The following is a 22,886-nucleotide window of genomic DNA, read 5'->3' on the forward strand; positions in this document are numbered from 1 at the left end:
CCCCAGAGACCCCCGAAAACCCGTGAATCGGCGGGTCTTATCAGCCGACGTGTACTCGGTTCCGGCCCGCGTGCTTCGCCAGGTACAGGCACCGGTCAGCCCGCCCCAGCAGCGCGCTCACCAGCGCATCCGCGCTCGGGTCGGACTCCAGATCAGCATCCCGCAGATATGTCACACCCAAACTGATCGTCACCGACAGCGGCCCGGCCGACGTCGGCACCGGTTCCTCCTCGATCGCCGCCCGGAGCCGCTCGGCGACCCGGGCCGCCTCCACCGCTCCAGCCCTCAGCAGCAGCACGAACTCCTCGCCGCCGTAGCGGCCGAGCAGCCCCAGCCCTCGGCCGTTCTGGCGCAGCCGGGCCGCGACGACCTGGATCACCTCGTCGCCGATCTGGTGACCGTGCGCGTCGTTGACCCGCTTGAAGTGGTCGATGTCGATCATCATCGCGGCGATCGGCCAGGCCGCCGCGCTGTCCCGGCGGCTGATCCCGACGTCCTGCGTGGCCAGCTCGAAGAAGTGCCGCCGGTTCGCGACGCCGGTCAGCCCGTCGATCGTGGCCAACCGGCGCACCTCGGTGAACAGCCGTGCGTTCTCGTACGCGACCATGCCCTGCGCCACCAGTGCCCCGGCGATCTCGGCCACGCCGTCGTCGTACCCGTCCGGCGAGTCGGTGGCGAACAGCAGGACGCCCAGCCGCTCCTCCCTCGCGACCAGCGGCAATGCCAGCCACGACCGCACACCCGGCAGCGACCGGGTCACCAGCGCGGGAGCATTCGCCGACGACAACACCGGCGAAGGCGTCTCCAGCAGCGCGGTCAGCCGCTCGTCGGGATCCTGGGCCATCGGGTGCGAGCCGGTCGGCATCCGGAAGCCCGGCCCGTCGGTCTCGGCGTCGAGCCCCTCGGCGGCCGCGACCGCGGCGACGATGCCGGCCAGGTCGTCGGTGCGGTGGTGCCGCCCGGTGCGGGTCGTCGACGTGACCCACACCAACGACTGATCGGTCGAGGTCTGCACCAGCCAGCCGTGATCCCCGCCGACCACTCCGAACACGACGGTCAGCAGCCGGCGCAGCACCTGCTCGGGCGCCGGCTCCAGAATCCCGGTGATCGCGGCCAGCGCGTCCCTCAGCATCTCGGCCAGATCGCGCCGCCGGTTCGCGTCCCCGACCGCGGCCTCGAGCTGCGCCGCCCTGGCGGTCTCCAGCGCGACCGCCACGTGCGACGTGATCGCGGTGAGCACCCCGACGTCGTCCGGCGTGAAGATCCCTTTCGCGACCCGGCTGTCGAGGTAGACGACGCCGAGCAGCCGGCCGTCGAGCAGGATCGGCGCAACCATGATGCTGCGCAGCCCGTGCAGGACGACGCTCTCGGCGCCGAGCGCGGCCCCCTCCTCGGTGCCGGTCATCACCAGCGCGGCCCGGCTCTGCCAGACCCGCTCGACCAGCGTCGCGCTGTACCCGGTCAGGGTGGGCAGGTCGTCGCGGGACGCGTTCCGCCCGCCGTGCGGACGCAGGTGCCCGGACTCGTCGACCAGGAACAGGAACGCCCGCTCGGCGCCGAGGATCCGGATCGTCTCGTCCAGCGCGACCGCGGCCAGCCGGGCCGGGTCGAGCACCCGCGACGCGGCCAGCCCGACCTGCGCGATCGCGTCCAGCCGCTGCCGGTACAGGCTGACCGCGACCCCGTCGCTGGAGCGGGCCTGGTGCACGGTGAACCGGGACGCGCCCTCCAGCCCGAACTCGGTCGCGAGCTGCCGGGCCCGGTGCGGCCAGCGCTGCTCGACGGCCAGCGCCAGCGCATAGCGGGCCTGACGGTCCCGTTCACCGGGAACACCGGTCAGCGCCCGGGCCCGCGTCCGGGCCGCCTCGAACGCGACCAGCGGAGCGTCCACCGCCCGGATGAAGGGCTCGGCCGAGTTCAACGCGCGCAGTGCCCGGTCGGCCCGGCCCTCGGCCAGGCGGAGACCGGCGAGCGCGACCCGGTGGTGCGCGCGGAGCAGCGGGGTGTTGGCGACCAGCCGCAGCGTCCGCACCGCGGACCGGGCCTGCCGGAGCCGCTCCGGCCGCGTCGCGGCCGTCGCCGACCGGACCTGCTCGATCCGGCCGTAGGCCTGGTAGACGTAGAGCCCGCGCTGGATCGGGATCAGCGCCCACCACTGGACGCCGGACGCGGTGAGCGCGCCGGCGGCCTCGTCGAACGCGGGCCCGACGTCGCCCTGCTCGACCGCGGAGAGCATTTGGGCGTAGCTGAGGTCGACCTGCTCCCAGCGCTCGGTGCCGTTCGTGGCCCGCATTCGGGCGAGCTGCGCGGCGGCCTCGGCCGGACGCCCCTGCAGCGCGAGCAGCCCGACCTGGCAGGCGTGCACGGTGGTGTTCAGCGTGCCGTCGCTGGAGTCGACCAGCACCTGCCGACGGGCGAACACGTCCTCGGCGCCGGTCAGGTCGCCGCGCATCAGCGTGTCCCAGCAGAGCACCGACAGCAGGTCGATCCGGTACCCGGCGTCGAGCCAGCGGGCCCGCCCGGCCAGCACCTCGCGGACCCGCTCGCCCTGGTCGAAGCCGAAGAACTGGCAGTCCATCGCCTCCAGCCAGTCGACGAACGCGATCAGCTGCGGGTCGCCGACCGACTCGGCGGTGCGGTGCGCCCGGCGCGTGAGCCACCGCCCGTACCGGCGCAGCCCGACGATGAACGACAGGTGGGCCGCGGTGACGTTCAGGCGGGCGCTCTCCGGGCCGCGTCCGATCCGGGCGGTCAGGTAGATCCGGCGCAGCGTGTAGGCCAGCGAGACGTCCGGACGCAGCTGCCGGGCGTAGGCCAGCGCGCCGATGTCGTAGAGCTCGGTGAGCAGGCAGTACAGATCCCGCTGCGCGCCCCGGGCGGTGCCGTACCCGATCCGGACGACGCTCATCAGCGTGCCGAGCAGCGCCAGGCCGAGCGTCGAGGCGATCAGCACGAACTTGTTGGCGGGCAGCGGGCGGCCGAGCTCGGCCAGCGCGGACTCGATCGCGAACGACTGCCGGCCGGTGGCCCAGGTGCTGTCGTGGACCTGGGCGGTCAGCGCGAGCAGCCGGGCCCGCTCCATCGGGTCGTGGGTGGCCCGGCGGGCGGCCTCGAGCGTGGCCAGCGCGTCCCGGAACCGGCCCATCCGGTGCTGGGCCCGGGCCAGCGTCTGCAGGAACGCCGAGTCGGGGCTGATCCGGGCCCGTGCGGCCGCGGCCGCGGCCTGCTCCAGGAACCCGGCCGCCTCGGACGGCGCCTGCTCGGCCAGCGCCAGCCGGCCGGCCGCGGCGCAGGCCTCGTACAGCCCCGGGCTCGGACGTCCGTCGTCGGCCTGCTGCCGGTGCCGGGCCAGCGCGTACACGGTCGCCGGGGACGGGTCGTCGGACGCGGCGAGCACGTCGGCGATCCGGGCGTGCACGCTGCGCAGCGTCGCCGGGTCGAACTGGGCCAGCAGCGCCTCGCGGATGCGGTCGTGCAGGAACTGGAAGTTGTCGCCGTCCCGACGTTCGAGCAGGTGACGCCAGGCGGCCGCGCTGGCCACCTCGATCGCCCGGCGGCGGGCGATGCGCCCGACCTCGGCGACCAGGCCGGGGTCGAAGTGCGGGCCGAGCGCGGCGGCCACCCCGAGCAGCTGCCTGCTCTCGGCGTCGAGCCCGCGCAGCCGCTCGAGGACCAGCTCGACCGCGTCGACCGGCAGCTCGACGTCGTGCAGCAGGTCGGAGTCGATCTGCCAGGTGCCCCAGGACGGCCGGGCCAGGCCCGCGTCGACGATCGCGTTGAGGAACTGCAGCAGCGTGAACGGGTTGCCGTCGCTGCGGGCGGCGAGCGCCGCCGCCGCGCCCGGGCTGATCGTGATGCCACCGGTGATGCCCCGCACCAGCTCGGCGATCGCGTCGGCGGGCAGCGGCTCGAGGCGGATCGTGGTGTCCAGCGCCGGCCCGAAGACGGCCGCCGGCTTTTCCCGGGCGGTCATCAGCACGAGGATCGGCGCGGCCGGTAACTCGTCGGCCAGCTGGCGCAGCACCCGGCCGGTGGCGTCGTCCATCCAGTGCACGTCGTCGAGGTGCAGGATCAGGCCGCCGGCCGAGCGGGCGAGCCCGGCCAGGAACCCGGCCACCGCGCCCGGCAACGGCTGGTCGCGGTCGTCGGGGACGACGTCCAGCAGCTCGCCGAGACGGGGGGAGAGCGCGTGCAGCAATGAGGCGGCCGGCCCGGCGGCCGCGGTGAGGTCGACCGACGCGGCCACCCGCCGGGCCGGGGGCAGCGCGTAGATCTCGGCGACGTACCGGTCGAGCGCGGCCCGCAGTGGCGCCAGCGGCACCGGTGCGTCCACATCGCACTTGCCCGAGAGCACCAGGCCGCGGCCGGCGGTCACCGCCGCGGTGAGCTCGGCGGTCAGCCGGCTCTTGCCGCTGCCGGTCGGTCCGGTGACCAGCACCGCGCCGCCCGCGCCCTCGTCGAGCACCCGCTGCCAGCGCGCGGCCAGCGCGCCGAGTTCGGCCTCCCGGCCGACGAACGGCGCTTCGGTGGACGACTCGGCCGTGCGGTCGGCGGTGCCCAGCGCGAACCGGGTCTCGCCGGCGACGAGCCGGCGCAGGTCGGCGGCCAGCCCGGCGCCGCTGCGGTACCGGTCGTCGGGGTCCTTCGCCAGCAGCGTCGAGATGATCGCGCCGAGCAGCGGCGGCAGGTCCCGGCGGGCGGCCAGCGGGTCGGGCGGCGGCACGCTCGCGTGCATGCGCAGCAGCGAGCCGACGTCGTCGGAGTCGAACGGCGGCGCGCCGGTCGCGCACTCGAACAGCACCGCGCCGAGCGCGTAGAGGTCGGCCCGGCCGTCGACCGGACGGTTGAGCATGCCGGACTGCTCGGGAGCGCAGTAGAGCATCGTGCCGGCGACCGTGCCGTCCTGCGGTGCGCCGAGCCGGGCCGCCAGCCCGAAGTCGATCACCTTCGCCTGCGGGGCCCACTGACCGGTCTTGACCAAGATGTTCTCGGGTTTGATGTCCCGGTGCACGAGCCCGGCCCGGTGCGCGGCGGCCAGCGCGTCGGCCACGTCGATGCCGATCGCCAGCAGCGTGCCGACGTCGAGCGGCCCGTCGGCCAGGACGTCGGTCAGGCGGTCGCCCTCGACCAGGTCCATCACCAGGTACGGACGCCCGTCGGTGGTGCCGACCTCGTGGATCCGGGCCAGCCCGGGATGGGCGACGCAGGCCAGCAGCGCGGCTTCCCGGCGGAACGCCCGAGCGTCCTGCTCGGCGCCCTCGGCCGACCACTCGCGGGGAACTTTCATCGCGTAGACGCCGTCGCCGCGCCGGACCCGGTAGGCGATCGTGCGGCTGCCGCGTCCGAGTTCCCCGAGGATCTCGTAGCCCGCGGAGGCCTGCGCGGCCTTCGCCGACGCCGCGGCTCTGGCGTCCACCACGGTCTCGACGGAGGGGACCTCCGGCGGTCCGACGGCGGCCGGGCGGTCGCCGAGCACGACGGTGATCCGTGCGTCGTCGGCGGCCTCGGAGAGCAGGGCCGAACTGTCGGCGGTCCCGGCGATCGCACGCAGTCGGTCGAGCCCGAAGAGGACGCTCGCGTCGTCGTGGCGGTCGAGCGACACCGAACGCTCCCGTGGGGTCAAGGTGGCCGTCGGAGCCTACCGACTCCTCGACGGTGAGTGAGTTGCAGACGATGAACTTCGATGAAGTTGCCCCCGTTTCTTACCCGAGCGCCCGAGAACGCCCTGACCGCGATGCGGAGGGAGCGGTCTTGACAATAGGATCCGGTAACTCTCGTCCTCCGTGGAGCGGCCCAGATGGCGCGTGGTCGGCACCGTAGTGCGGCTGTCCTCCGGCAGCAGGCATCCCTCTCGTCCGCGGCGCGTCCGCGTCGTCGCTGGCTGCCCCCGCCCTGGCTGGCCGCGACGATCGTGATCGTGGTGGTGCTCGCCTCGTTCGGGGTCGGGTACGCGTTACGGGCCGGGGACTGCTCCGGCGATCCGGTGGTGCTGTCGGTGGTGACGTCACCGGACCAGCAGAACGTCGTCCGCGGGCTGGCGTCGTCGTGGGAACGCGAGAAGCACTCGTTCGACGGGCACTGCGGCGCGATCGCCGTGCGCGGCGAGGAGTCGGCGACGGTCGGGCAGTCGCTCTCGCCGACCCAGAACGGCGCCGCGACGAGCCAGCGGGTCGACGTCTGGATGCCCGACTCGTCGACCTGGGTGACGGCCACCGCGGCCCGCAGCGGCATGGCCAAGCTGTTCGCCTACGACCGGCCGAGCATCGCGACCTCGCCGATCGTGATGGCCGCTCCGCGGCCGATGGCCGACGCGCTGGGCTGGCCCAACCGGCCGATCTCGTGGATGCAGCTCGCGCTGCAACGGATCGGCGGCCGGACCTGGAAGGACTACGGGCACCCGGAGTGGGGCGCGCTGCGCCTCGGGATCGGCGATCCCCGGCAGTCGATGGCCGCGCTCGGCACGCTGCTGTCGGTCGTCGACGCGGACACCGACACCCAGGTTGACGAGAACGAGCTGCACAACGCGCTGCTGCTGGCCCGGGCCGACACGCTGCAGAAGGCGACGTCGGCGGCGTTCGTGCAGACGCTGCGCACCAGCGCCGACCCCGACGGCATGCTCGCCGCGTCGGGCCCGTTCCCGGCCACCGAGCAGCAGGTCGCCGCGTACGACGTCGACAACCCGGCGGTGCCGCTGACCGCGATCCATCCCACCGAGGGGACGATCTTTGCCGACTACCCGTACGTGACGCTGGCCGCGTCCTGGGTCGACCCGGTCCGGCAGGAGATCGCGGGCAGCTTCCTCGAGCTGCTGCAGGGCCGCACCGGCCGGGAGGCGTACGGAAAGGCCGGGTTCCGTGACCCCGAGCGCACGACCCGGTACGTCCAGGGGTTCGAGCCGGTGCAGGGGATGGGCAGCCCGGCCGGTGACGCCCGCCCGCTGCCGAACGACGAGGCGATCGTCAAGACCGTCGTGTTCTGGACCGCTCTGCAGCGCAAGGCGAACGTGCTGGCGACCGTCGACACGTCCGGGTCGATGGCCGATCCGGCGCCGGACAGGTCGGGCCCGCGGATCAAGGTCGTGCAGGAGGCCTGCATCCGGGCGATCACGCTGTTCAGCCCGGAGTCGGGCGTCGGGCTGTGGAAGTTCTCGACCGACCTCAAGGGCAAGCAGGACTACCAGCAGCTCGTGCCGATGGGGCCGGTCGGCGGGACGCTGCCGGGCTCCACGACCCCGCGCCGGGTCGCGCTCGAGACCGCGATCCGCCGCGATCTGAAGCCGCACGGCTGGACCGCGCTCTACAACACGATCGACGCCGCCTACCGGCAGGTGCAGGCCAACTACCAGCCCGGCCGGCTCAACCTGCTGGTGCTGCTCACCGACGGCAAGAACGAGACGCCGGGCGGCCTGACCCGTCCGCAGCTGGTGGCCCGGCTGCGGGCCGCGATGAAGCCCGACCGGCCGGTCCAGGTGATCGCGATCGGCTTCGGCGCAGGCGCCGACCTGCGAGAACTGCGCGAGATCACGTCGGCTGTCGGAGGTAAGGCCTACTCTGCCGACAGTGGGAGCGACATCGACCAGATCTTCCTTTCGACGTTGACGGGGCGGTAGGTATCAACAGACGGGCGCTGAACCGGGCCTCGCTGGCTCGGCAGTTGCTGCTCGAGCGGTCGCCGATGCCGATCGTCGAGGCGGTGGAGCACCTCGGCGGGCTGCAGGCGCAGACGCCGCACTCCTGGTACCTCGGGCTGGGCGCGCGGCTGTCCGGCATCACCCCGCTCGACGTCTCGGCGTTGCTGGAAGACCGCAGCCTGGTGCGGGTCGCGCTGCACCGGTCGACGATCCACCTGGTCTCGGCGCGGGACTGCCTGGCCTGGCGGCCGCTGATCCAGCCGGTGATCGTCCGGTCGACGGCGACGATCTACGCCCGCCGGCTCGCGGGCGCAGACGTTGCCGAGCTCACCGACGTCGGGCGGGCCGCCCTGGAGGAGCAGCCGCTGACGTTCGCGGCGCTGGAGAAGATCCTGGCCGAGCGCTGGCCGGAGGCCGACCCGCACGCGCTCTCGGCCACGGTCCGGGCCCAGCTCCCGCTGATCCAGGTGCCGCCCCGCGGCACCTGGGGTCCGGCCGGCCCGGTGAGCGGGCCGATCGCGCACACGACGGCCGCGGCCTGGCTCGGGGATCCGCCGGCCCCGGCGGGCCCGGAGGAGCTGATCCGCCGCTACCTGGGTGCGTTCGGTCCGGCCGGGGTCAAGGACGCGCAGACCTGGACCGGTCTGACCCGGCTCCGCGAGGTGTTCGACCGGCTGCGGCCGTCCCTGGTGACGTTCACCGACGACGACGGCCGGGAGCTGTTCGACCTGCCCGACGCCCCGCGGCCCGGCGCCGACACCCCGGCGCCGGTGCGGTTGCTCTACGACTTCGACAATGTGCACCTGTCGTACGCCGAGCGCACCCGGTTCGGGACCGTGCCGAAGCTCGGCGGCAAGAACGGGGTGCTGCCCGGCACGATCCTGGTCGACGGCGTCGTCCAGGGCATCTGGACGCTGACCCGGTCCCGCTCCGGTGCGACGCTGACCGTGCGTCCGGTGACGAAATGGGCGCGCGGGGACGCGTCCGCCATCGAAGCGGAGGCCACGACGATGCTGAAGTGGGCCGCCGACGGCGGCACCTATGAGGTGGGTGAGCCGCTCTAACGCCCGGCGCCGACGGCCCGGGGCGCGCTGACCGCGTCGATGATCTCGGCGAGCACCCGCTCGGAGTCCTCGTGCGGAACCTGGCAGGTGCCGGCCGCGACGTGGCCGCCACCGCCGTACTTGAGCATCACCGACCCGATGTCGACCGGCGAGGTGCGGTCGAGGATCGACTTGCCGCAGGCCAGCACCGTGTTCTGCTTCTGCCGCCCCCACATCACGTGAATCGAGACCCGGGCCTGCGGGTACAGCGCGTAGACCAGGAAGCGGTTGCCCGCGTAGATCGTCTCCTCCTCGCGCAGGTCGAGCACGACGACGTCGCCGTGCATGGTCCCGACCCGGTTGAGCTGGTCGACGAAGAACTTGTGGTGGGCGTTGAACAGGTCGGCGCGCTCGGCGACGTCCGGGAGGTCGAGGATGTCCTCGACGTCGGTGTGCTCGATGCAGGCGTCGATCAGCTTCATCATCAGCTGGTAGTTCGAGATCCGGAACTGGCGGAACCGCCCGAGCCCGGTGCGGCTGTCCATCAGGAAGTTGAGCAGCGTCCAGCCGGTCGGGTCGAGCACCTCCTTGATGTCGTACTGGGCCGAGTCGGCGCGGTCGACCGCATCCATGATCTCGTCCGAGACGTCGGGGAACCGCTCCTTGCCCCCGTAGTGATCGAAGACGACCCGGGCGGCCGAGGGCGCGTCCGGGTCGATGATGTGGTTCGCGGCGGTGCCGCCGGTGCGTAGCGTCTCCGAGTGGTGGTGGTCGAAGACCAGGTGCGCGCCGGGCGCGTACGGCAGGTTCGTCAGGATGTCCCGATCGGTGATCTCGACCGAGCCGTCCTGGACGTCCTTGGGGTGCACGAACGTGATCTCGTCGACGAGATCGAGCATGCGCAGCAGCACCGCGCAGACCAGGCCGTCGAAGTCGCTGCGGGTCACCAGGCGGTACGACATGAGAGCCCCTCGAGGTGGCTGTTCCGATCTTCGACCAGATCGGCAGCGAGGGGCGCGGCCTGAATGTTCCGGCGTACCGGTTTCCGGGCCGCGCTGCGAATGCAATTCCCGCAGGCGGGGAATAGAGGGCTCGGTGGGACTCGTGAATTGCGGTGCACCATTTAGCGCTGAGTAACAGGAAACGTGAATCAGGTCGTTCATCCGTCGTTGTTTCCTGAGGATATATGGTGCTTCGGCGGGCGAATCGGCGCGCTCACATCAGCCGTACGGGCTGCTACGACGCCGACATCGCGCGGAGAATTGCGCGCCGAACAGGGGAACTGATCGCGGCGCGAGCGAGCCATTCGGCGCCATAAGCTGCCGCGGGTCGGCTCGGCAATTCCCTGGTCAGCCGGCCCACCCCTCACTTCTGTACCCGTATTGGTCGTCCATGTCTGTGTCCACCCGTGTGTCGAGGCTCTGGTGTCTCAGCCTGCTGTGCCTGTGCTGGGTCGTGCCGGTCGGCGCCGTGCCGGCGGCGGCCACGGACTCCGGCTGCGGCGACGTCACGGTCGTGTTCGCGCGGGGCTCGGGGCAGCGGCTCGGCCAGCGGGAGAGCGCCGCGTTCCTGACGTCGTTCTCGGCCCGGCTGGGCGTGGACGTCCGGGCGACCGCGTACGAACTCGGTACGGCGAGCTACGGCGGCGCCCGGTACCCGGCCGTCGGCGTGGGCGTGAACAGCAGCGACGCGTTCGCGAACCTGCTGGACGCGGCCTCGTTCTGGACCGGCAACGAGGGCGGGCGGTACCGGGCGTCGGTGGCGTCCGGGGTGGCCGAGCTGCGGGCCTACGTGGGGTCGCGGCTGGCCGCCTGCCCGGGCGAGCGGGTCGTGTTGGCCGGGTACTCGCAGGGTGCGCAGGTGGTCGGGGACGCGTTGCCGGGGTTGCCGCGGGACCGGGTGGCGTACGTCGGGCTGTTCGGGGACCCGAAGCTGTCGCTGCCCGAGGGGCGGGGCGTGTTCCCGGCGGCGTGCCGGGGGCGGTCGCTCTCGCCGTGGCGCCGGGGGAGCGTGGGTTGCTACACCGACAACGGGGTGCTGGACGCCCGCTCGCCGTACGTCCCCCGGGACGTCGAGGGGCGGGTGGGGTCGTGGTGCGACCGGGACGATCCGGTGTGCAACAGCAACCTGGCCGACTTCCGGCACTCGACGCACGGGTCGTACGCGAGGCCGGGGAACGCGGTGGACCAGGCTGCTCGCGAGTCGGCGGTGGCGGTGCGGGCCGCGCTCGGGAAGCGCGGCCAGAAGATCGACGTGACGGTGAGCGGCCCGTCCCCGGCCCTTTCGGCCCGGCCGGGGACGGCCGTGGTTCCGGTGAGTGCGGCTCGCCGTGGTGAGGGTCCGACGGCGAGTGCTGCGCCTTCGCCGCCGGGGAGCGGGCCGGCGACCCCTTCGCCGTCGGGGTCGCCGGCGCCGTCCGGATCGCCGGGTCCCGCGGTCGGCGGGGCGGATTCCGGGGCGTCGGGTGAGCCGGGGGAGGCCGGCGCGCGGCGGGGTCGCGCCGGTCGGCCGGCCGCCGCGCTCGCGATCGACGAGTACTGGGCCGCGCCGGGCACGTCGGTGCGGTTCGACGCGTCGGCGTCGGAGCTGCCGGTCGGCGCGTACCGCTGGGACTTCGACGGCGACGGCGTCGTCGACCGCACGACCACGACCCCGGTCGTCGACCACGTCTACCTCCGGGCGTTCAGCGGCCGGGCCTGGCTCCGCTTGACCGCGGCCGACGGCGCCGAGCTCATGACGTCGGCACGAATGCACGTCGACCGGGCCGGACTGGCGCCGCGGCTGCCGTCCGCGCCGGACGCGGTGACGGTCCGGGCCGCGCACGGCGAGCGGGGCGCGGTGGTCCGGTGGGAGGCGCCGGCGGCGCCGCGGGCCGCCGCCTGGCGGATCCACGACGCGGACGGCCGGCTCCTCGCGCACGTGCCGCCGTCGGTCCGGCAGGTCGACCTGGCCGCGCTCCCGGACCGGACCACGACGCTGACCGTCGAGGCGGTCAACGAGTACGGCAGCAGCGCGCCCTCGCCGGCGGCGCCCCGCGGCGCGGGGTCCTCCCGCTTCGGGAAGGCGGTCCCGGCGGCCGACGTCGGTGGCGGCCTCCGCGGCTCCGAGGGTGGCGGTCCGGCTGCGGCCGCGGCCCCGGCCCCGGCCGGCCCGCCTCCGCGGCTCACGACCGGTCTGGTCGCGGTTGCGGTCGCGTTCCTGCTGACGACGACCGGCGCGCTGTGGTTCTGGCTCCTGCGGACGCGATTCGAGCCGTGCAGCGCAGCCGGGCGGCATCGGCGAAAGCGCTGGCAAAAAAGTCAGTGACCGTTCTGAACACTCGTTGCGTCTGCGACGTAACTAAGTGATGAGGGACGGTCAAGAGACGGATGACCTGGCAGGAGAAGTCATGAGCCCGGCTCGACACGCGATCGAGGAGAGGCGGCGCCCCGGCGTCTGGACGCTCGCCGCCGCCGTAGCCGTGGTCGTCGTGGTGGTGGGCGCGGTGGCCGCGGTCATCACGCTACGCACCCCCGGCGACCCGGACGTCGCGACCGAAGCGAACCGCTTCCGCCCGCTGGCCGGGTGGTGGCAGGTCGAGATCGAGGACCGCTCGGGCGCCGGCTGCCTGGAGGCCGGCTGTCCGTCGTCGTACCGGCGCTGGCAGGTCGACAACGCGCCGACGCCTGACGACCTGCGGAAGTCGTTCGAGGCGGCCGGCTGGCCGGCCCCGGCGGTCGAGGGCACGTGCCAGGCGGTGGACGGGCGCACGGGCTCGTTCCCGCTGTGCACGGCCTCGGCGACCGGGGACGACATGCGGTTCACGGTGACAGTCACCGAGGACGACGCCTACCAGGTCGCGCTCACGGTCGAGTCGGTCTGAACCCCTGAACCGGTCCCTCACCCGAACCGTCAAGAGATAGGGCAAGGCGGTCAATCCGCCGACTGCTCGGCGTTCGCACGGAGGCGACCATGGGCTTCACCGGCACTGTTTCGCGGCCCCGCGCGGGCTCCGACCCGCTCTGCCGCTGCACCGCGTTGTCGGTCACGTTCGACCTGCGGAGAGTTTTCGCAGGTCAGAAGCCTGTCGCGGCGCCGGTGGCAACCGGGCCGCAACCGGCCCGCTCCCGGTAGAGCCGCCGGAAAACCCCGCAACCGTCCTGCACCCGGGCTGCTTCCGTTCCCGCTACCGACGCTGCCGAACTTGGTTGTCGAGAGGCACCGAGGGACGACGTGAGGGGCGAGGATGAAGCGCACGATTCTGGTAGCAGCCGTCATGGCGGTGGCCGGCCTGGTCTGGCTCGCTATCGGAGGTGGCACCGCGCAGGCGGCGACGACGGCGCTGGCCGCCAAGCCGACCGAGACCTCGGCCAAGAAGAAGAAGAAGGTGGCCGCCGCCGCGGTGGCCACCACCGCCACTCCGGCCGCCGCCGCGGTCCCCGCGCTGGGCGTGCAGATGCACGCGATGTGGGAGATGTACTGGAACGGCCAGACCCCGAACGCGATGTTCGAGAAGCACCTGAACGCGCTGGCCGCCAACAAGGTGCAGGTCGTCCGCGTCGACATGGGGTGGTCCGCGAGTCAGCCGACGCCGGCCGCGCCGAGCGTCGACTCGTGGCACAACAAGCGCCTGAGCATCGCGATCGACCGGATCCGGGCCAAGGGCATGAAGGTCTTCATCACCGCGCACCAGTCGCCGGACTGGTCGCGTCCCGGCACCGGCAGCAACCTGATGCAGTTCCCGACCGACCCCAACTCGATCAAGCCGTGGATGACGTTCCTGGCCAAGAACTACGGGTCGCGGATCGCCGGCATCGAGGTCTGGAACGAGCCGAACCTGGTCGAGTTCACCGGTGTCGCCGACCCGGCGCTGCGGGTCAAGAAGTTCGTCGCGGTGCTGAAGGCGTCGTACGCCGCCATCAAGGCCGGCAACAAGTCGGTTCCGGTGATCTTCGGTGGCACCGCGCAGACCGACGACGTCTTCATCAAGCAGGCCTACGCCGACGGCGCCAAGGGCGCGTTCGACATCATGGCCGTGCACCCCTACCAGGGCAACCAGACCAAGGCTCCGGAGTCGACCGACATCGTCGGCAAGTCGCGGATCACGAACATGCCGGCGATCATCGCGGCGATGAAGGCCAACGGCGACCAGGCCAAGCCGATCTGGTGGACCGAGTTCGGGACTTCCGTGCACTCCAACGCCGGTATCACCCAGCCGTGGCTGTTCGGTGTCGCGTCCGACGCGATCGCCGGTGACTACATGGTCCGCTCGTTCAAGCTGGCCGCCGCCCGTTACCCGCAGGTCAAGGTCGGCACGATCTACACCGCGTACCGTCCGTCGGCCGGGATCTCGGCCCACCAGTACGGCTACCGCCTGCTCGACGCCGACGGCACCGTGCACGCGCAGCTGACGATGCTGAAGAAGATGCGGGACACGACGCCGTCGCGTTGATGTTCTGACCGGAACGGCGGGCGCTCCTGGCGGAGCGCCCGCCGTTTCATGTTTGGGAGTGGCGGCCGTAGGCCAAAGTTGTCGACGTGACGACTGACTATGCGACGACGTTCGACCTGATGGACCTCGACAAGGACGGCAAGATCTCGGCCGCCGAACTGGTCCAGGTAGCTGCCGCCCTCGGCGACGAGGTGTCCGAAGAGGACGCGGCCGCCGGGGTGGCCCGGGTGGACGAGGACGGCGACGGCCTGATCAGCCTGGCCGAGTTCACCGCCTACATGGAGTCCCGGTGATCTGTCGCCAGGTGAACTTTTCTTGCGTCAGGTAGCCGATCAAATCCGTTGCGTGAGGGCGTCATCCTGAAGGAGCCCGATCGACGACGGCGGGAAGACGCACGATGACGCAGCTGGAGCACTCCGAGCCGCAGGCCGGGGACGTCAAGGGACTCCCCGGCCCGCAGGCGCGTTCTCAGAGGGCGCCGGGCGTCGACGGTTCGGCGAGCGGAGCCTCGTCGATCGTCCGCCGTGGACCGGTGAACCACCGCCTCGCGGAGGCGAACCACCAGATCGTGATCCCGAGCAGCACCGCGCCGGTGATGATCGGCGCGTAGTTGACGTCGTACCAGGTGAAGGTGTCGCTGAACGGGACGCCGCTCGGCAGGATCGGCAGACAGAAGTAGATGCTGATGACGATGATCTCGACCGCGGCGACGACGTTCATCCAGCGGTAGTGCCGGCCGAGGTTCCACGGACCGGGCTTGAACGCGTCGCCGGCCCGGAGCCGGTAGATGATCGGGATCACGAACGCGAGGTAGAGCCCGATCACCGCGACGCTCACGACGGCGTAGAACGCGACCGGGATCCCGGCCGGGCTCTTGTAGAGCGCGGGCAGCGTGATGACGACGCCCGCCGCCGCGCCGCCCAGCACCGCGTTCACCGGCACGCCGGTGGTGGGGGAGACCTTGCTCCAGAGCCGGCGGCCGGGCACCGCGCCGTCCCGGCTGAACGCGTAGCTCATCCGCGAGAGGCTGGTCATCGCGGCGATGCCGCAGAAGACCTGCCCGATCGTCGCGATCACCATGACCAGCTTGAACAGCGCCGGTGACAGCGCGGACGAGAAGATCGCGATGACGCTGCCGACCCCGTAGCCGTTGTCGGGCGAGTTGATGAACCCGACGTCCTTCGCGGCCCAGAGGAACGCGAGGAGCAGCAGCCACCCGCCGATCGCCGAGTAGAAGATGCTGCGCCAGATGCCCTGGGCGACCGCCTTGGAGGCGCCCGCCGTCTCCTCGGACATGTGCGCGGACGCGTCGAAGCCGGTGATCGTGTACTGGGTCAGCAGGAAGCCGAGCGGGAGTACGTAGAACCAGAAGCTCAGGCCGCTGTCGGAGAAGCCCGAGTTGTTGATCCGCTCGGTGAAGATGAAGCTCGCGTCCTGGTGCCCCTTGGAGGCCACGAGCAGGACGACGATGATCACGGCCGCGCCCACGACGTGCCACCCGGCGGAGACGTTGTTGATCAGCGCGAGCAGGTGAGAGCTGAAGATGTTCAGCACGCTGACCAGCACCATCAGCACGATGAACCAGAAGAACTGCTGGTTCAGCGCGTCGCCGCCGAACGTGTCGGCCCACCCGGACCAGAACAGCGTCAGCGTGATGTTCCAGAAACCGGCGCAGGCGTAGACGACGGAGGCCGTGACCGCGATCAGCCCGACCAGGTTGAGCCAGCCGGTGTAGAACCCGGCGGCCGGCCCGCCGAGCCGGGCGGCCCACCAGTAGATGCCGCCCGCGGTGGGGTAGGCCGAGCCCATCTCGGCCAGGCAGAGCCCGATGATCAGGATGAAGACGCTGATCAGGGGCCAGCCGAGCGAGATGGCGATCGGCCCGCCGTTGTTCCAGGCCTGGGCGAACGTGGTGAAGCAGCCGGCCAGGATCGAGATGATCGAGAACGAGATCGCGAAGTTCGAGAAGCCTGACCAGGTGCGGTGGAGTTCCTGACGGTAGCCGAGCTCGGCGAGCCGGTCTTCGTCGGACAGAGATGCACTTTCGTCGGCGACTGCCATGAACGCCTCCTCATACAGCGGGGGACTGCGAGGGGTACCGGTGGCGGGCAGCCAGAACCGGACAGCACCGCTCAGAGGGTTATAGCTGTTCGCAGGTCTGCTGGGAAGCGAGGTGGGCCCCATGGATCCGTTGGGTGCGGGGCCAGGACTTGTTCGGTGACCGGCCGGTGGTTCGAGCGTCGGTGGCTCGCCGGGTGTTTGTAGGGCCCGATTTGAGAGGGCTTCCGGGCCTCCGTGCCGTGGGAAATCTGCGCTGCGTGAGACAGGGACCGGAGCGCGGAATCCGTATCCGCGTGAACGGAAATGTGCCCCGACCAACGGTGAGTTCGCGGTCAGGGCCGCGCACACGCCGGGCCCGGCCGGCTCCGGCGCGTCGATCTCGCCTGGGCCGACGACCCGAGGCGTCACCGTCGAGTGCGTCCCGCCGGACAACGGCTCCCGCTACCGGATGCGGTCGGTTTGCTCGGGGATGGTGGCGCGGATTCCGGGTCGGCGCCGGTAGACGCGGTCGGCGCGGGATCCGTAGGCATTGTCGGCCAGGACCTGGGCCGGTCGAGTTCTGGGCCTGCCGGCCCCGGCGGTGATCTGTTGGTGTGCGGCCCCTTTGCGCGCGTCCGCGGCGTGCTGGTGGGCCCGGACCATGGTCGAGTCGACCGACACATCCCAGGTGATCAGCCGCCGGGTTCCGTCGCACGGGCGGGACCGAGCCGCGCATCACCGGGCCGCAGCGGGCCAGTACGAGGATGCCCCTCAGGTGAAGAAGCGGCGTAGGGACGGGGCCAGGGCCTTGGCGTCTACGTCGTGGGTCTGGCCGTCCAGGGTTTCACGGGTCGCGTCCAGCAGCACGGCGGCCAACGCGTCGGCGCCCGCGTGCATCCAGTCGGGGCTGGCGCCACCGTCCACCACCAGGACCGGCACCGTCACCGCGGCCCAGCGGTGCGGGGACAGCGGGGCGCCGGTCTGGGTGCCCTCCAGCAGCGCGATGTCGTACGGGTACGTGTGCGAAACCGCCTCCAGGGCGGCCCAGTGCGGCGTCCGCTTCAGGCCTTCGACCGCCTCCGGCGGCACTCCGGCCGCCTCGGTGAGGAACAGCTCGACCGCGCCGTCGCGCTGCTCCGTGAGGATCAAGCGCTCCAGGCGGGGCTGGAGGTCGGTCCGGATCGGCGTCCGGCTGTCGTCGACGATGAACGGCGGCTCGTAGACCGCCACTTTGGTGACGGCCGGGCGGCGGGCGGCGGCGTCCAGGGCCAGGGCCGCTCCGGACGACATGCCGTAGAGCGCCGCATTGCCCCCGGCGTGCTCGATCAGCGCGGCGATGTCCTCGATCTCGCGCTCGGGCCGGTACGGCTCCCAGCTCAGCCCGCTGTCGCCGCGGCCGCGGCGGTCGTAGTGGTAGACGGTGAGGTCCTCGGCCAGCAGCCGGGCCAGGTCGCCGGTGCCGGGGTCGATCGCGCGGTGCTGGGACGCACCACCGACCAGGATCAGGGCCGGTCCGCTGCCGTAGCGGTCGAACGCGATCCTGGTTCCGTCGGCTGAGGTGACGGTGTCCATGAGTCCTTCTCTCCGGTCGGCGGCGTGCGTCGCAGGGCCACCAGGACGAGGACGGCCAGTCCGGCGAGCAACGCGGCCGAGACTGCGGCCGCGGCCTGCATGCCGGTGGTGAACGCCTGGTGAGCGGCGGTGAGTACGTCGCTCCCGAGCTTGTCAGGCAAACCCGCCGCTACCTGCGCAGCCTCGGTGAGCGTGTCGCGGGCCCGGGCGGCGTCGACCGGGGTCAGACCGGCCGGCAGGTCGATCGTGGCCCGGTAGACGGCGACGCCCAGGCTGCCGAGGGTGGCGATGCCGAGCGCGAACCCGAACTCCCCGCTCGTCTCGTTCAGCGCCCCGGCCGAGCCGGCCTCGGACGGCGGGACCGCACCGAGCACGAGACCGGTCGCGAGCGAGACCAGCGGTCCGGCCCCCAGGTTGGTCAGCGCGAAGCAGGCCGCGATCCGGCCCGGACCGGCGTCGGCCGGGAGCAGGGCCAGGGCCGCTTGCGCGGCCACCGAGATCGCGAGGCCACCGGCGATGAGGTAGGCCGGACGTACCCGGCGGGCCAGCAGCGGAGCGACGACGACGCTGACCGCGGACGTGGCGGCCGCGGGCAACATCCAGAGGCCCGAGCGGAGCGCGGAGAGTCCGGCGACGAGTTGGAGCCGCTCGGTGATGAACAGCATCATCGCGCCCATCAGCAGGGTGCCGAGGAACAGGCCACCGAGGGCGGTCGCGCAGGCCGGGTCGCGGAGGATCTTCAGGTTGAGGAGAGGGCGGGGCAGGCGGTGCTGGCGCCGCAGGAAAATCGTGCCGGCGACGAGCCCGAGCACGATCGCGGCCAGTGCCGTGACGCCGGGTCCGTCTTTGGCCAGTTGCTTCAGCCCGTAGACGATCGGGAGCACCGCGGCCAGCGACAGGGCGACGCTGGCCGGGTCGATCTTGGCGGGCGCGACGTGTATCCCGCCCACGGCGTCCCCATGCTCAGCGTAAGAAAAAGGACGAAGGACCGGCGCGCAGGCCAGAAGCACCACCATGGCGGGGACGCCGAGCAGGAAGACCGAGCCCCACCAGAAGTGCGCGAGCATCGCGCCGCCGACGACCGGACCGATCGCGGTACCGCCCATGAAGCAGACGAACCAGACGCCGATCGCGAGCCCGCGCTCCTTCGGATCGCGGAACATCGCGCTGATGAGCGCGAGGATCGACGGCGCGAGCGTCGCTCCGGCGACGCCGAGGACGGCGCGGGCGACGATCAGCAGGACGGGGTTGGGCGCGTAGGCGGCCAGGGTGGACGTGACGCCGAAGGCGGTCGCGCCGATCAGCAGGAGTTTGCGGGGGCCGATCCGGTCGCTGACCGCGCCCATCGTGATGAGGAAGCCGGACAGCAGGAACGGATAGGCGTCCATGATCCAGAGCTGCTGGGTGCTGTCGGCGTTCAGGGCGACGCTCAGGTGCGGGAGGGCCAGGAGCATCACGAAGACGTCGATCGAGACGAGGAGGGTGGGGAGCGCGAGGACGGCGAGGCCGAGCCATTCGCGGCGGCTGGCTTTCATGTGGGGTTGTCGGAGGGGGGCTCTATCGTTCGACGCGATCTGGGTGTGGGCCGGGTCACAGGCTTTTCGGGTCGAGGGTTGAAGATCAGCTCCGACTACCGGGTGCTGACCCTCGAGGAGATGGTGATGAAGTACCTGCTGCTGATCCACATGAATCCGGCTGTTTTCGACACGCTCTCCGAGGAGGAGAAGAACGAAGTGTTCGCGGGGCACAACGAGATCTCTGAGGAGCTTCGAACGACCGGCGAGCTGCTCGGGTTCGTGGCGCTGGCCGAGCCGGCCGCGTCGACGACCGTGCGGGTGCGGGGCGGGGTGGTGGACGCGACCGATGGTCCGTACGTGGAGACGAAGGAGTTCCTGGCCGGGTACTACGCGGTGGATTGCGAGACGCACGAGCGGGCGGTCGAGCTGGCGGCGAAGATCCCGGACGCTTCGTTCAACGCGATCGAGGTGCGCCCGGTGATGAACGAGGCCGGGCTGGAAATGTGAGTTCGTCGCTCGAGGACCTGCTGCGCGCGTCGGCGCCGCAGGTCCTGGGGGTGCTGGTGCGCCGGTACGGGCAGTTCTCGGAGTGCGAGGACGCCGTGCAGGAGGCGTTGCTGGCGGCTTTCCGGCAGTGGCCGTCCGAGGGGGTTCCTGCTTCGCCGCAGGCCTGGCTGGTCTCGGTGGCCGCACGGCGGTTGACGGATGCGTGGCGGTCGGAGTCGGCGCGTCGGCGTCGGGAGTCGGCGTTCGAGCCGGAGGCTCCGTCCGTGTCGGGGGTCGACGACACGCTGACGTTGTTCTTTCTGTGCTGCCATCCGGCGTTGACGCCGAACGCGCAGGCTGCGCTGACGTTGCGGGCCGTCGGAGGGTTGACGACGGCGGAGATCGCCGCGGCCTTCCTCGTGCCGGAGGCGACGATGGCGCAGCGGATCTCGCGCGCGAAGGCGCGCATCCGCGGGGAGGCCTTCAGCCTGCCCGCGGACCGGTCGTCTCGGCTGACGGTCGTGCTGCGGGTGCTGTACCTGATCTTCAACGAGGGGTACGTGGCGACGGCCGGGCCTTCTCTCTCGCGCCCGGATCTGACCGCGGAGGCCATTCGGCTGACGAGGGCCGTACGGGGGCTGGTGCCGTCGTCCGGCGAGGTCGCCGGACTGCTGGCGCTGATGTTGCTGACCGAGGCGCGGCGGGCCGCCCGGCTCGAGGCCGACGGTTCGCTGGTGCCGTTGGAGGCCCAAGACCGATTGTCGTGGGACGGTTCCCTGATCTCCGAAGGGGTCGCGCTGCTCGAGGAGACGCTGCCGGTGGCGCCGCTCGGGCCGTACCAGTTGCAGGCGGCGATCGCGGCCGTGCACGCCGAGGCCCCGTCGGCCGCCGAGACCGACTGGGCCCAGATCGTGGGGTTGTACCTGCTACTGGAGAAGTTCGAGCCGGGGCCGATCGTGACGCTGAACCGCGCGGTGGCGGTGGCGCAGGTGTCGGGGCCGTTGGCGGGTTTGGCGCTGTTGGAGACGGTGGAGTCGGAGTTGGGCCGGCACCATCGGTGGCATGCCGTGCGGGCGCATCTGCTGGAGTTGGCGGGGGATGCGGTGGGGGCGCGGGACGCGTACCGGGAGGCGGCGCGGCTGACCGCGAGCCTCCCGGAGCGTCGGTACCTCACGAACCGCGCGGCCCGCCTCGCCTGACCACCTCGATCGTCACGAGATGGCTGTGCCGGCTGTTGCCGGTCACCCGGACATCGCGCGCCCAGCAGGCCGATCGCAGCACGTCGGTCGCGGCGACGAGGTGCTCGACCGAGACGCCCGCCGGGCACCAGACCAGTACCTCCTCGCCGTGTCCGGTCATCCGCGTACGCAGGAGGGTGGGCAGACGCCCGCGCCGGTTGTGGACCCAGGCTTGCGCCATACCGAGCCGGATCCGATGCGGTGTCGCCAGCCAGTAGAGACGCCGCCGCACCGCCCGCCGCGTCGGGCGGATCGCCGCCGTGATCAGGACGCTCGCTCCGACGAGAAGCGCCGCGTAGCCGCCGCCGAGGTTGTGGATGAGCGTCCAGCCGCCCCAACTGGTTGATGCGAGCAGGCCGAGTTCGTAGCGCCATCGCCAGATCACCGTGGTCGGGAGCGGGGTCGCCACGCTCGGGGGCAGCGGCCCGAACTCGGGCGCGGCCCGGTCCATCGTCACCATCCGATCGACCGGAACGACGACGACAGCTCGGTGACCATCAGCCTGAGCAGGTCATCCTCCGCGGTGGCGTCGAGGGCGCTCAGGCCGGTGGTAGCGCGATGGGCGAGACGGGGGTCTCGGTAGGTTCGACCCCAGCCTCGATGGGTCACGACGATGTCCCAGCCATGTCGTCGCGCTATTTCGTCCTGCCGGCGGTACAGCCGGGCCGCCGACAGCCGAGACCTGTAATGGAGCCAGTGTAGAAATTGGCTTACCGAGTGGGTACAGTTGTCCATGGTGTTCCGCCTGTCCGTGATCCGGCCTGAAAGATCCGATGGACGCGACACCTCTGACTGGGCCAATGTTGCAGCATTGGCCCAGTCTTTTTGGGGCTGACGAAGCGTCGCGATGACGATGTGATTCACGAGGACTCGTCATTCATTGCGCAGGACTCGCGCCAGTCATCACCCCCGGAACCCGCTCCGCGCTCCTCGCCCGTCGCGAAGATTGCGCGTACCCTCAGCTCATGGTGGCTCCGCACACATGCCATTGCAAGCCCCGTGGAAAGTGTCTTGTCAATTGCCGGCTAGCCAACTCGACATCCGGGACTTTGACGTCGGGAACCGCCCATGACAGAGCCTTCGGCAGCCCCAGCACTGCGGCGACGGGAACTAGCGCATGCTCTACGGCAACTTCGCGAGGACACCGGCCTTCGCGCGACTGAGGTCACTAGTCAGCTCGGATTCTCTCCCTCCAAACTCAGCCGTATCGAAACCGGCAACCGCCCCATCGGGCTCGACGACCTCCAACGTCTCTGTCGTCTCTATCAGGTGGACGAGGCCGAATATCAGCGGCTGGCGGAGCTGGCGATCGCCAGTCGGCAGGAAAGCCGGTGGCGCAAGCTCGGGGAAATGGACCCCGTCACAGTGGAATTCGCCGACCTGGAGGATGCGGCGACCAGTATCAAGGACTACAAGACCTCGGTCATCACCGGCTTGCTGCAGACGCCGGCCTACACGAGTGCGCTGATGCGTGGATTCCAGCCGCATCTACCGGAGTACGAGATCCGAGATCGCGTCCGGGCGCGCGCGCTCCGACAGGAGATCGTGCTCGCGCGCACCGACCGTCAACTGGAGTTCGTGCTGGACGAAGCGGCTATCCGCCGTGTGGTCGGAGGCGCTCAGGTCATGCGGGAGCAACTACTGCATCTGATCGAACTCTCCCGGGAGTCGATGGTTTCGATCAGGGTCGTTCCGTTCTCGGCCGGAGTACATCCCGGGATGGACAGCCTTTTCACGATTCTGTCGTTCGCCGAGGAGGTGCGAGACATCGTCTACGTCGACAGTCTGGCCGGAATTGTCACCCGGTCGGAGACCGCAGAGATTCAGCGCTATCGAGCGGCGTTTTCGCGGATCGATAGTCTGGCGCTCACGGCCTCCGACACTCGGCTGCTGCTCACCCGAGCGGCTCACGAGATGAACTGACCCGGG

16 protein-coding genes are annotated in these 22,886 nt (G+C 71.3%); 9 read left to right on the forward strand and 7 right to left on the reverse strand.

What is annotated here, in order from left to right:
• Window positions 1-40 precede the first annotated feature (40 nt).
• Window positions 41-5,602 (reverse strand): diguanylate cyclase, encoded by a 5,562-nt coding sequence (locus tag FL583_RS36085; protein ID WP_142709400.1) that lies wholly within the window; start codon window positions 5,600-5,602, stop codon window positions 41-43.
• A 195-nt stretch (window positions 5,603-5,797) separates the two neighbouring features.
• On the opposite strand from FL583_RS36085, the gene FL583_RS36090 reads away from it, so the two are divergent.
• Window positions 5,798-7,609 (forward strand): substrate-binding domain-containing protein, encoded by a 1,812-nt coding sequence (locus FL583_RS36090; RefSeq protein WP_142709401.1) that lies wholly within the window; start codon window positions 5,798-5,800, stop codon window positions 7,607-7,609.
• A gap of 65 nt (window positions 7,610-7,674) precedes the next feature.
• Window positions 7,675-8,694, forward strand: a complete 1,020-nt coding sequence (locus FL583_RS36095; RefSeq protein ID WP_142709402.1) for a winged helix DNA-binding domain-containing protein — start codon at window positions 7,675-7,677, stop codon at window positions 8,692-8,694.
• Here FL583_RS36095 and FL583_RS36100 read toward each other — a convergent pair.
• Window positions 8,691-9,635, reverse strand: a complete 945-nt coding sequence (locus tag FL583_RS36100) for an exopolyphosphatase (protein WP_142709403.1) — start codon at window positions 9,633-9,635, stop codon at window positions 8,691-8,693. The genes FL583_RS36095 and FL583_RS36100 overlap by 4 nt on opposite strands.
• 430 nt (window positions 9,636-10,065) lie before the next feature.
• Here FL583_RS36100 and FL583_RS36105 point away from each other — a divergent pair, with 430 nt between their 5' ends.
• From FL583_RS36105 to FL583_RS36120, 4 genes are all read left to right on the forward strand, one after another.
• Window positions 10,066-11,979: a cutinase family protein gene (locus FL583_RS36105; RefSeq protein WP_142709404.1), complete on the forward strand. Its 1,914-nt coding sequence runs from the start codon at window positions 10,066-10,068 to the stop codon at window positions 11,977-11,979.
• 82 nt (window positions 11,980-12,061) lie between these two features.
• Window positions 12,062-12,535: a hypothetical protein gene (locus tag FL583_RS36110; RefSeq protein ID WP_142709405.1), complete on the forward strand. Its 474-nt coding sequence runs from the start codon at window positions 12,062-12,064 to the stop codon at window positions 12,533-12,535.
• Between the two features lie 363 nt (window positions 12,536-12,898).
• On the forward strand, window positions 12,899-14,104 hold the full coding sequence (locus tag FL583_RS36115; RefSeq protein ID WP_142709406.1) for a cellulase family glycosylhydrolase: 1,206 nt from the start codon (window positions 12,899-12,901) through the stop codon (window positions 14,102-14,104).
• A gap of 86 nt (window positions 14,105-14,190) precedes the next feature.
• On the forward strand, window positions 14,191-14,397 hold the full coding sequence (locus tag FL583_RS36120; RefSeq protein ID WP_205752764.1) for an EF-hand domain-containing protein: 207 nt from the start codon (window positions 14,191-14,193) through the stop codon (window positions 14,395-14,397).
• A 175-nt stretch (window positions 14,398-14,572) separates the two neighbouring features.
• On the opposite strand, the gene FL583_RS36125 is transcribed toward FL583_RS36120, so the two are convergent.
• The 3 genes from FL583_RS36125 to FL583_RS36135 all read right to left on the reverse strand — a co-directional run bounded on the left by FL583_RS36125 (window position 14,573) and on the right by FL583_RS36135 (window position 19,251).
• Entirely contained in the window at window positions 14,573-16,165 is a 1,593-nt protein-coding gene (locus FL583_RS36125) for an amino acid permease (RefSeq protein WP_142709407.1), read from the reverse strand.
• Between the two features lie 750 nt (window positions 16,166-16,915).
• Complete coding sequence (locus FL583_RS36130; protein WP_142709408.1) at window positions 16,916-17,716, reverse strand: alpha/beta fold hydrolase; 801 nt, start codon at window positions 17,714-17,716, stop codon at window positions 16,916-16,918.
• Window positions 17,647-19,251, reverse strand: a complete 1,605-nt coding sequence (locus FL583_RS36135; protein ID WP_142709409.1) for an MFS transporter — start codon at window positions 19,249-19,251, stop codon at window positions 17,647-17,649. The genes FL583_RS36130 and FL583_RS36135 overlap by 70 nt, the downstream gene beginning before the upstream one ends.
• 78 nt (window positions 19,252-19,329) lie before the next feature.
• On the opposite strand from FL583_RS36135, the gene FL583_RS36140 reads away from it, so the two are divergent.
• Window positions 19,330-19,740, forward strand: coding sequence for a YciI family protein (locus FL583_RS36140; protein WP_205752765.1), 411 nt, complete (start codon window positions 19,330-19,332; stop codon window positions 19,738-19,740).
• The gene (locus FL583_RS36145) at window positions 19,737-20,918 is read left to right on the forward strand and encodes an RNA polymerase sigma factor (RefSeq protein ID WP_142709410.1); all 1,182 of its coding nucleotides are present in this window, start codon (window positions 19,737-19,739) and stop codon (window positions 20,916-20,918) included. Before FL583_RS36140 ends, FL583_RS36145 begins: the two co-directional genes overlap by 4 nt.
• Here the strand turns inward: FL583_RS36145 and FL583_RS36150 are convergent.
• Both FL583_RS36150 and FL583_RS36155 read right to left on the reverse strand, forming a co-directional pair.
• A complete protein-coding gene (locus FL583_RS36150; RefSeq protein WP_142709411.1) occupies window positions 20,890-21,417 on the reverse strand; it encodes a hypothetical protein in 528 nt (175 codons plus the stop codon). The genes FL583_RS36145 and FL583_RS36150 overlap by 29 nt on opposite strands.
• Window positions 21,411-21,821 (reverse strand): hypothetical protein, encoded by a 411-nt coding sequence (locus FL583_RS36155; protein ID WP_142709412.1) that lies wholly within the window; start codon window positions 21,819-21,821, stop codon window positions 21,411-21,413. The genes FL583_RS36150 and FL583_RS36155 overlap by 7 nt, the downstream gene beginning before the upstream one ends.
• Window positions 21,822-22,025: 204 nt before the next feature.
• On the opposite strand from FL583_RS36155, the gene FL583_RS36160 reads away from it, so the two are divergent.
• Window positions 22,026-22,880 (forward strand): helix-turn-helix domain-containing protein, encoded by an 855-nt coding sequence (locus FL583_RS36160; protein ID WP_142709413.1) that lies wholly within the window; start codon window positions 22,026-22,028, stop codon window positions 22,878-22,880.
• Window positions 22,881-22,886 lie beyond the last annotated feature (6 nt).

Source organism: Cryptosporangium phraense (assembly GCF_006912135.1).
Taxonomy (GTDB): Bacteria; Actinomycetota; Actinomycetes; order Mycobacteriales; family Cryptosporangiaceae; genus Cryptosporangium; species Cryptosporangium phraense.

Bases quoted from the DNA above. Each gene is read 5' to 3' on its own strand.
- FL583_RS36090 (WP_142709401.1), top strand. From the start codon at position 5,798: ATGGCGCGTGGTCGGCACCGTAGTGCGGCTGTCCTCCGGCAGCAGGCA.
- FL583_RS36095 (WP_142709402.1), top strand. From the start codon at position 7,675: ATGCCGATCGTCGAGGCGGTGGAGCACCTCGGCGGGCTGCAGGCGCAG.
- FL583_RS36100 (WP_142709403.1), bottom strand. From the start codon at position 9,635: ATGTCGTACCGCCTGGTGACCCGCAGCGACTTCGACGGCCTGGTCTGC.
- FL583_RS36105 (WP_142709404.1), top strand. From the start codon at position 10,066: ATGTCTGTGTCCACCCGTGTGTCGAGGCTCTGGTGTCTCAGCCTGCTG.
- FL583_RS36110 (WP_142709405.1), top strand. From the start codon at position 12,062: ATGAGCCCGGCTCGACACGCGATCGAGGAGAGGCGGCGCCCCGGCGTC.
- FL583_RS36115 (WP_142709406.1), top strand. From the start codon at position 12,899: ATGAAGCGCACGATTCTGGTAGCAGCCGTCATGGCGGTGGCCGGCCTG.
- FL583_RS36125 (WP_142709407.1), bottom strand. From the start codon at position 16,165: ATGGCAGTCGCCGACGAAAGTGCATCTCTGTCCGACGAAGACCGGCTC.
- FL583_RS36130 (WP_142709408.1), bottom strand. From the start codon at position 17,716: ATGGACACCGTCACCTCAGCCGACGGAACCAGGATCGCGTTCGACCGC.
- FL583_RS36135 (WP_142709409.1), bottom strand. From the start codon at position 19,251: ATGAAAGCCAGCCGCCGCGAATGGCTCGGCCTCGCCGTCCTCGCGCTC.
- FL583_RS36150 (WP_142709411.1), bottom strand. From the start codon at position 21,417: ATGGTGACGATGGACCGGGCCGCGCCCGAGTTCGGGCCGCTGCCCCCG.
- FL583_RS36160 (WP_142709413.1), top strand. From the start codon at position 22,026: ATGACAGAGCCTTCGGCAGCCCCAGCACTGCGGCGACGGGAACTAGCG.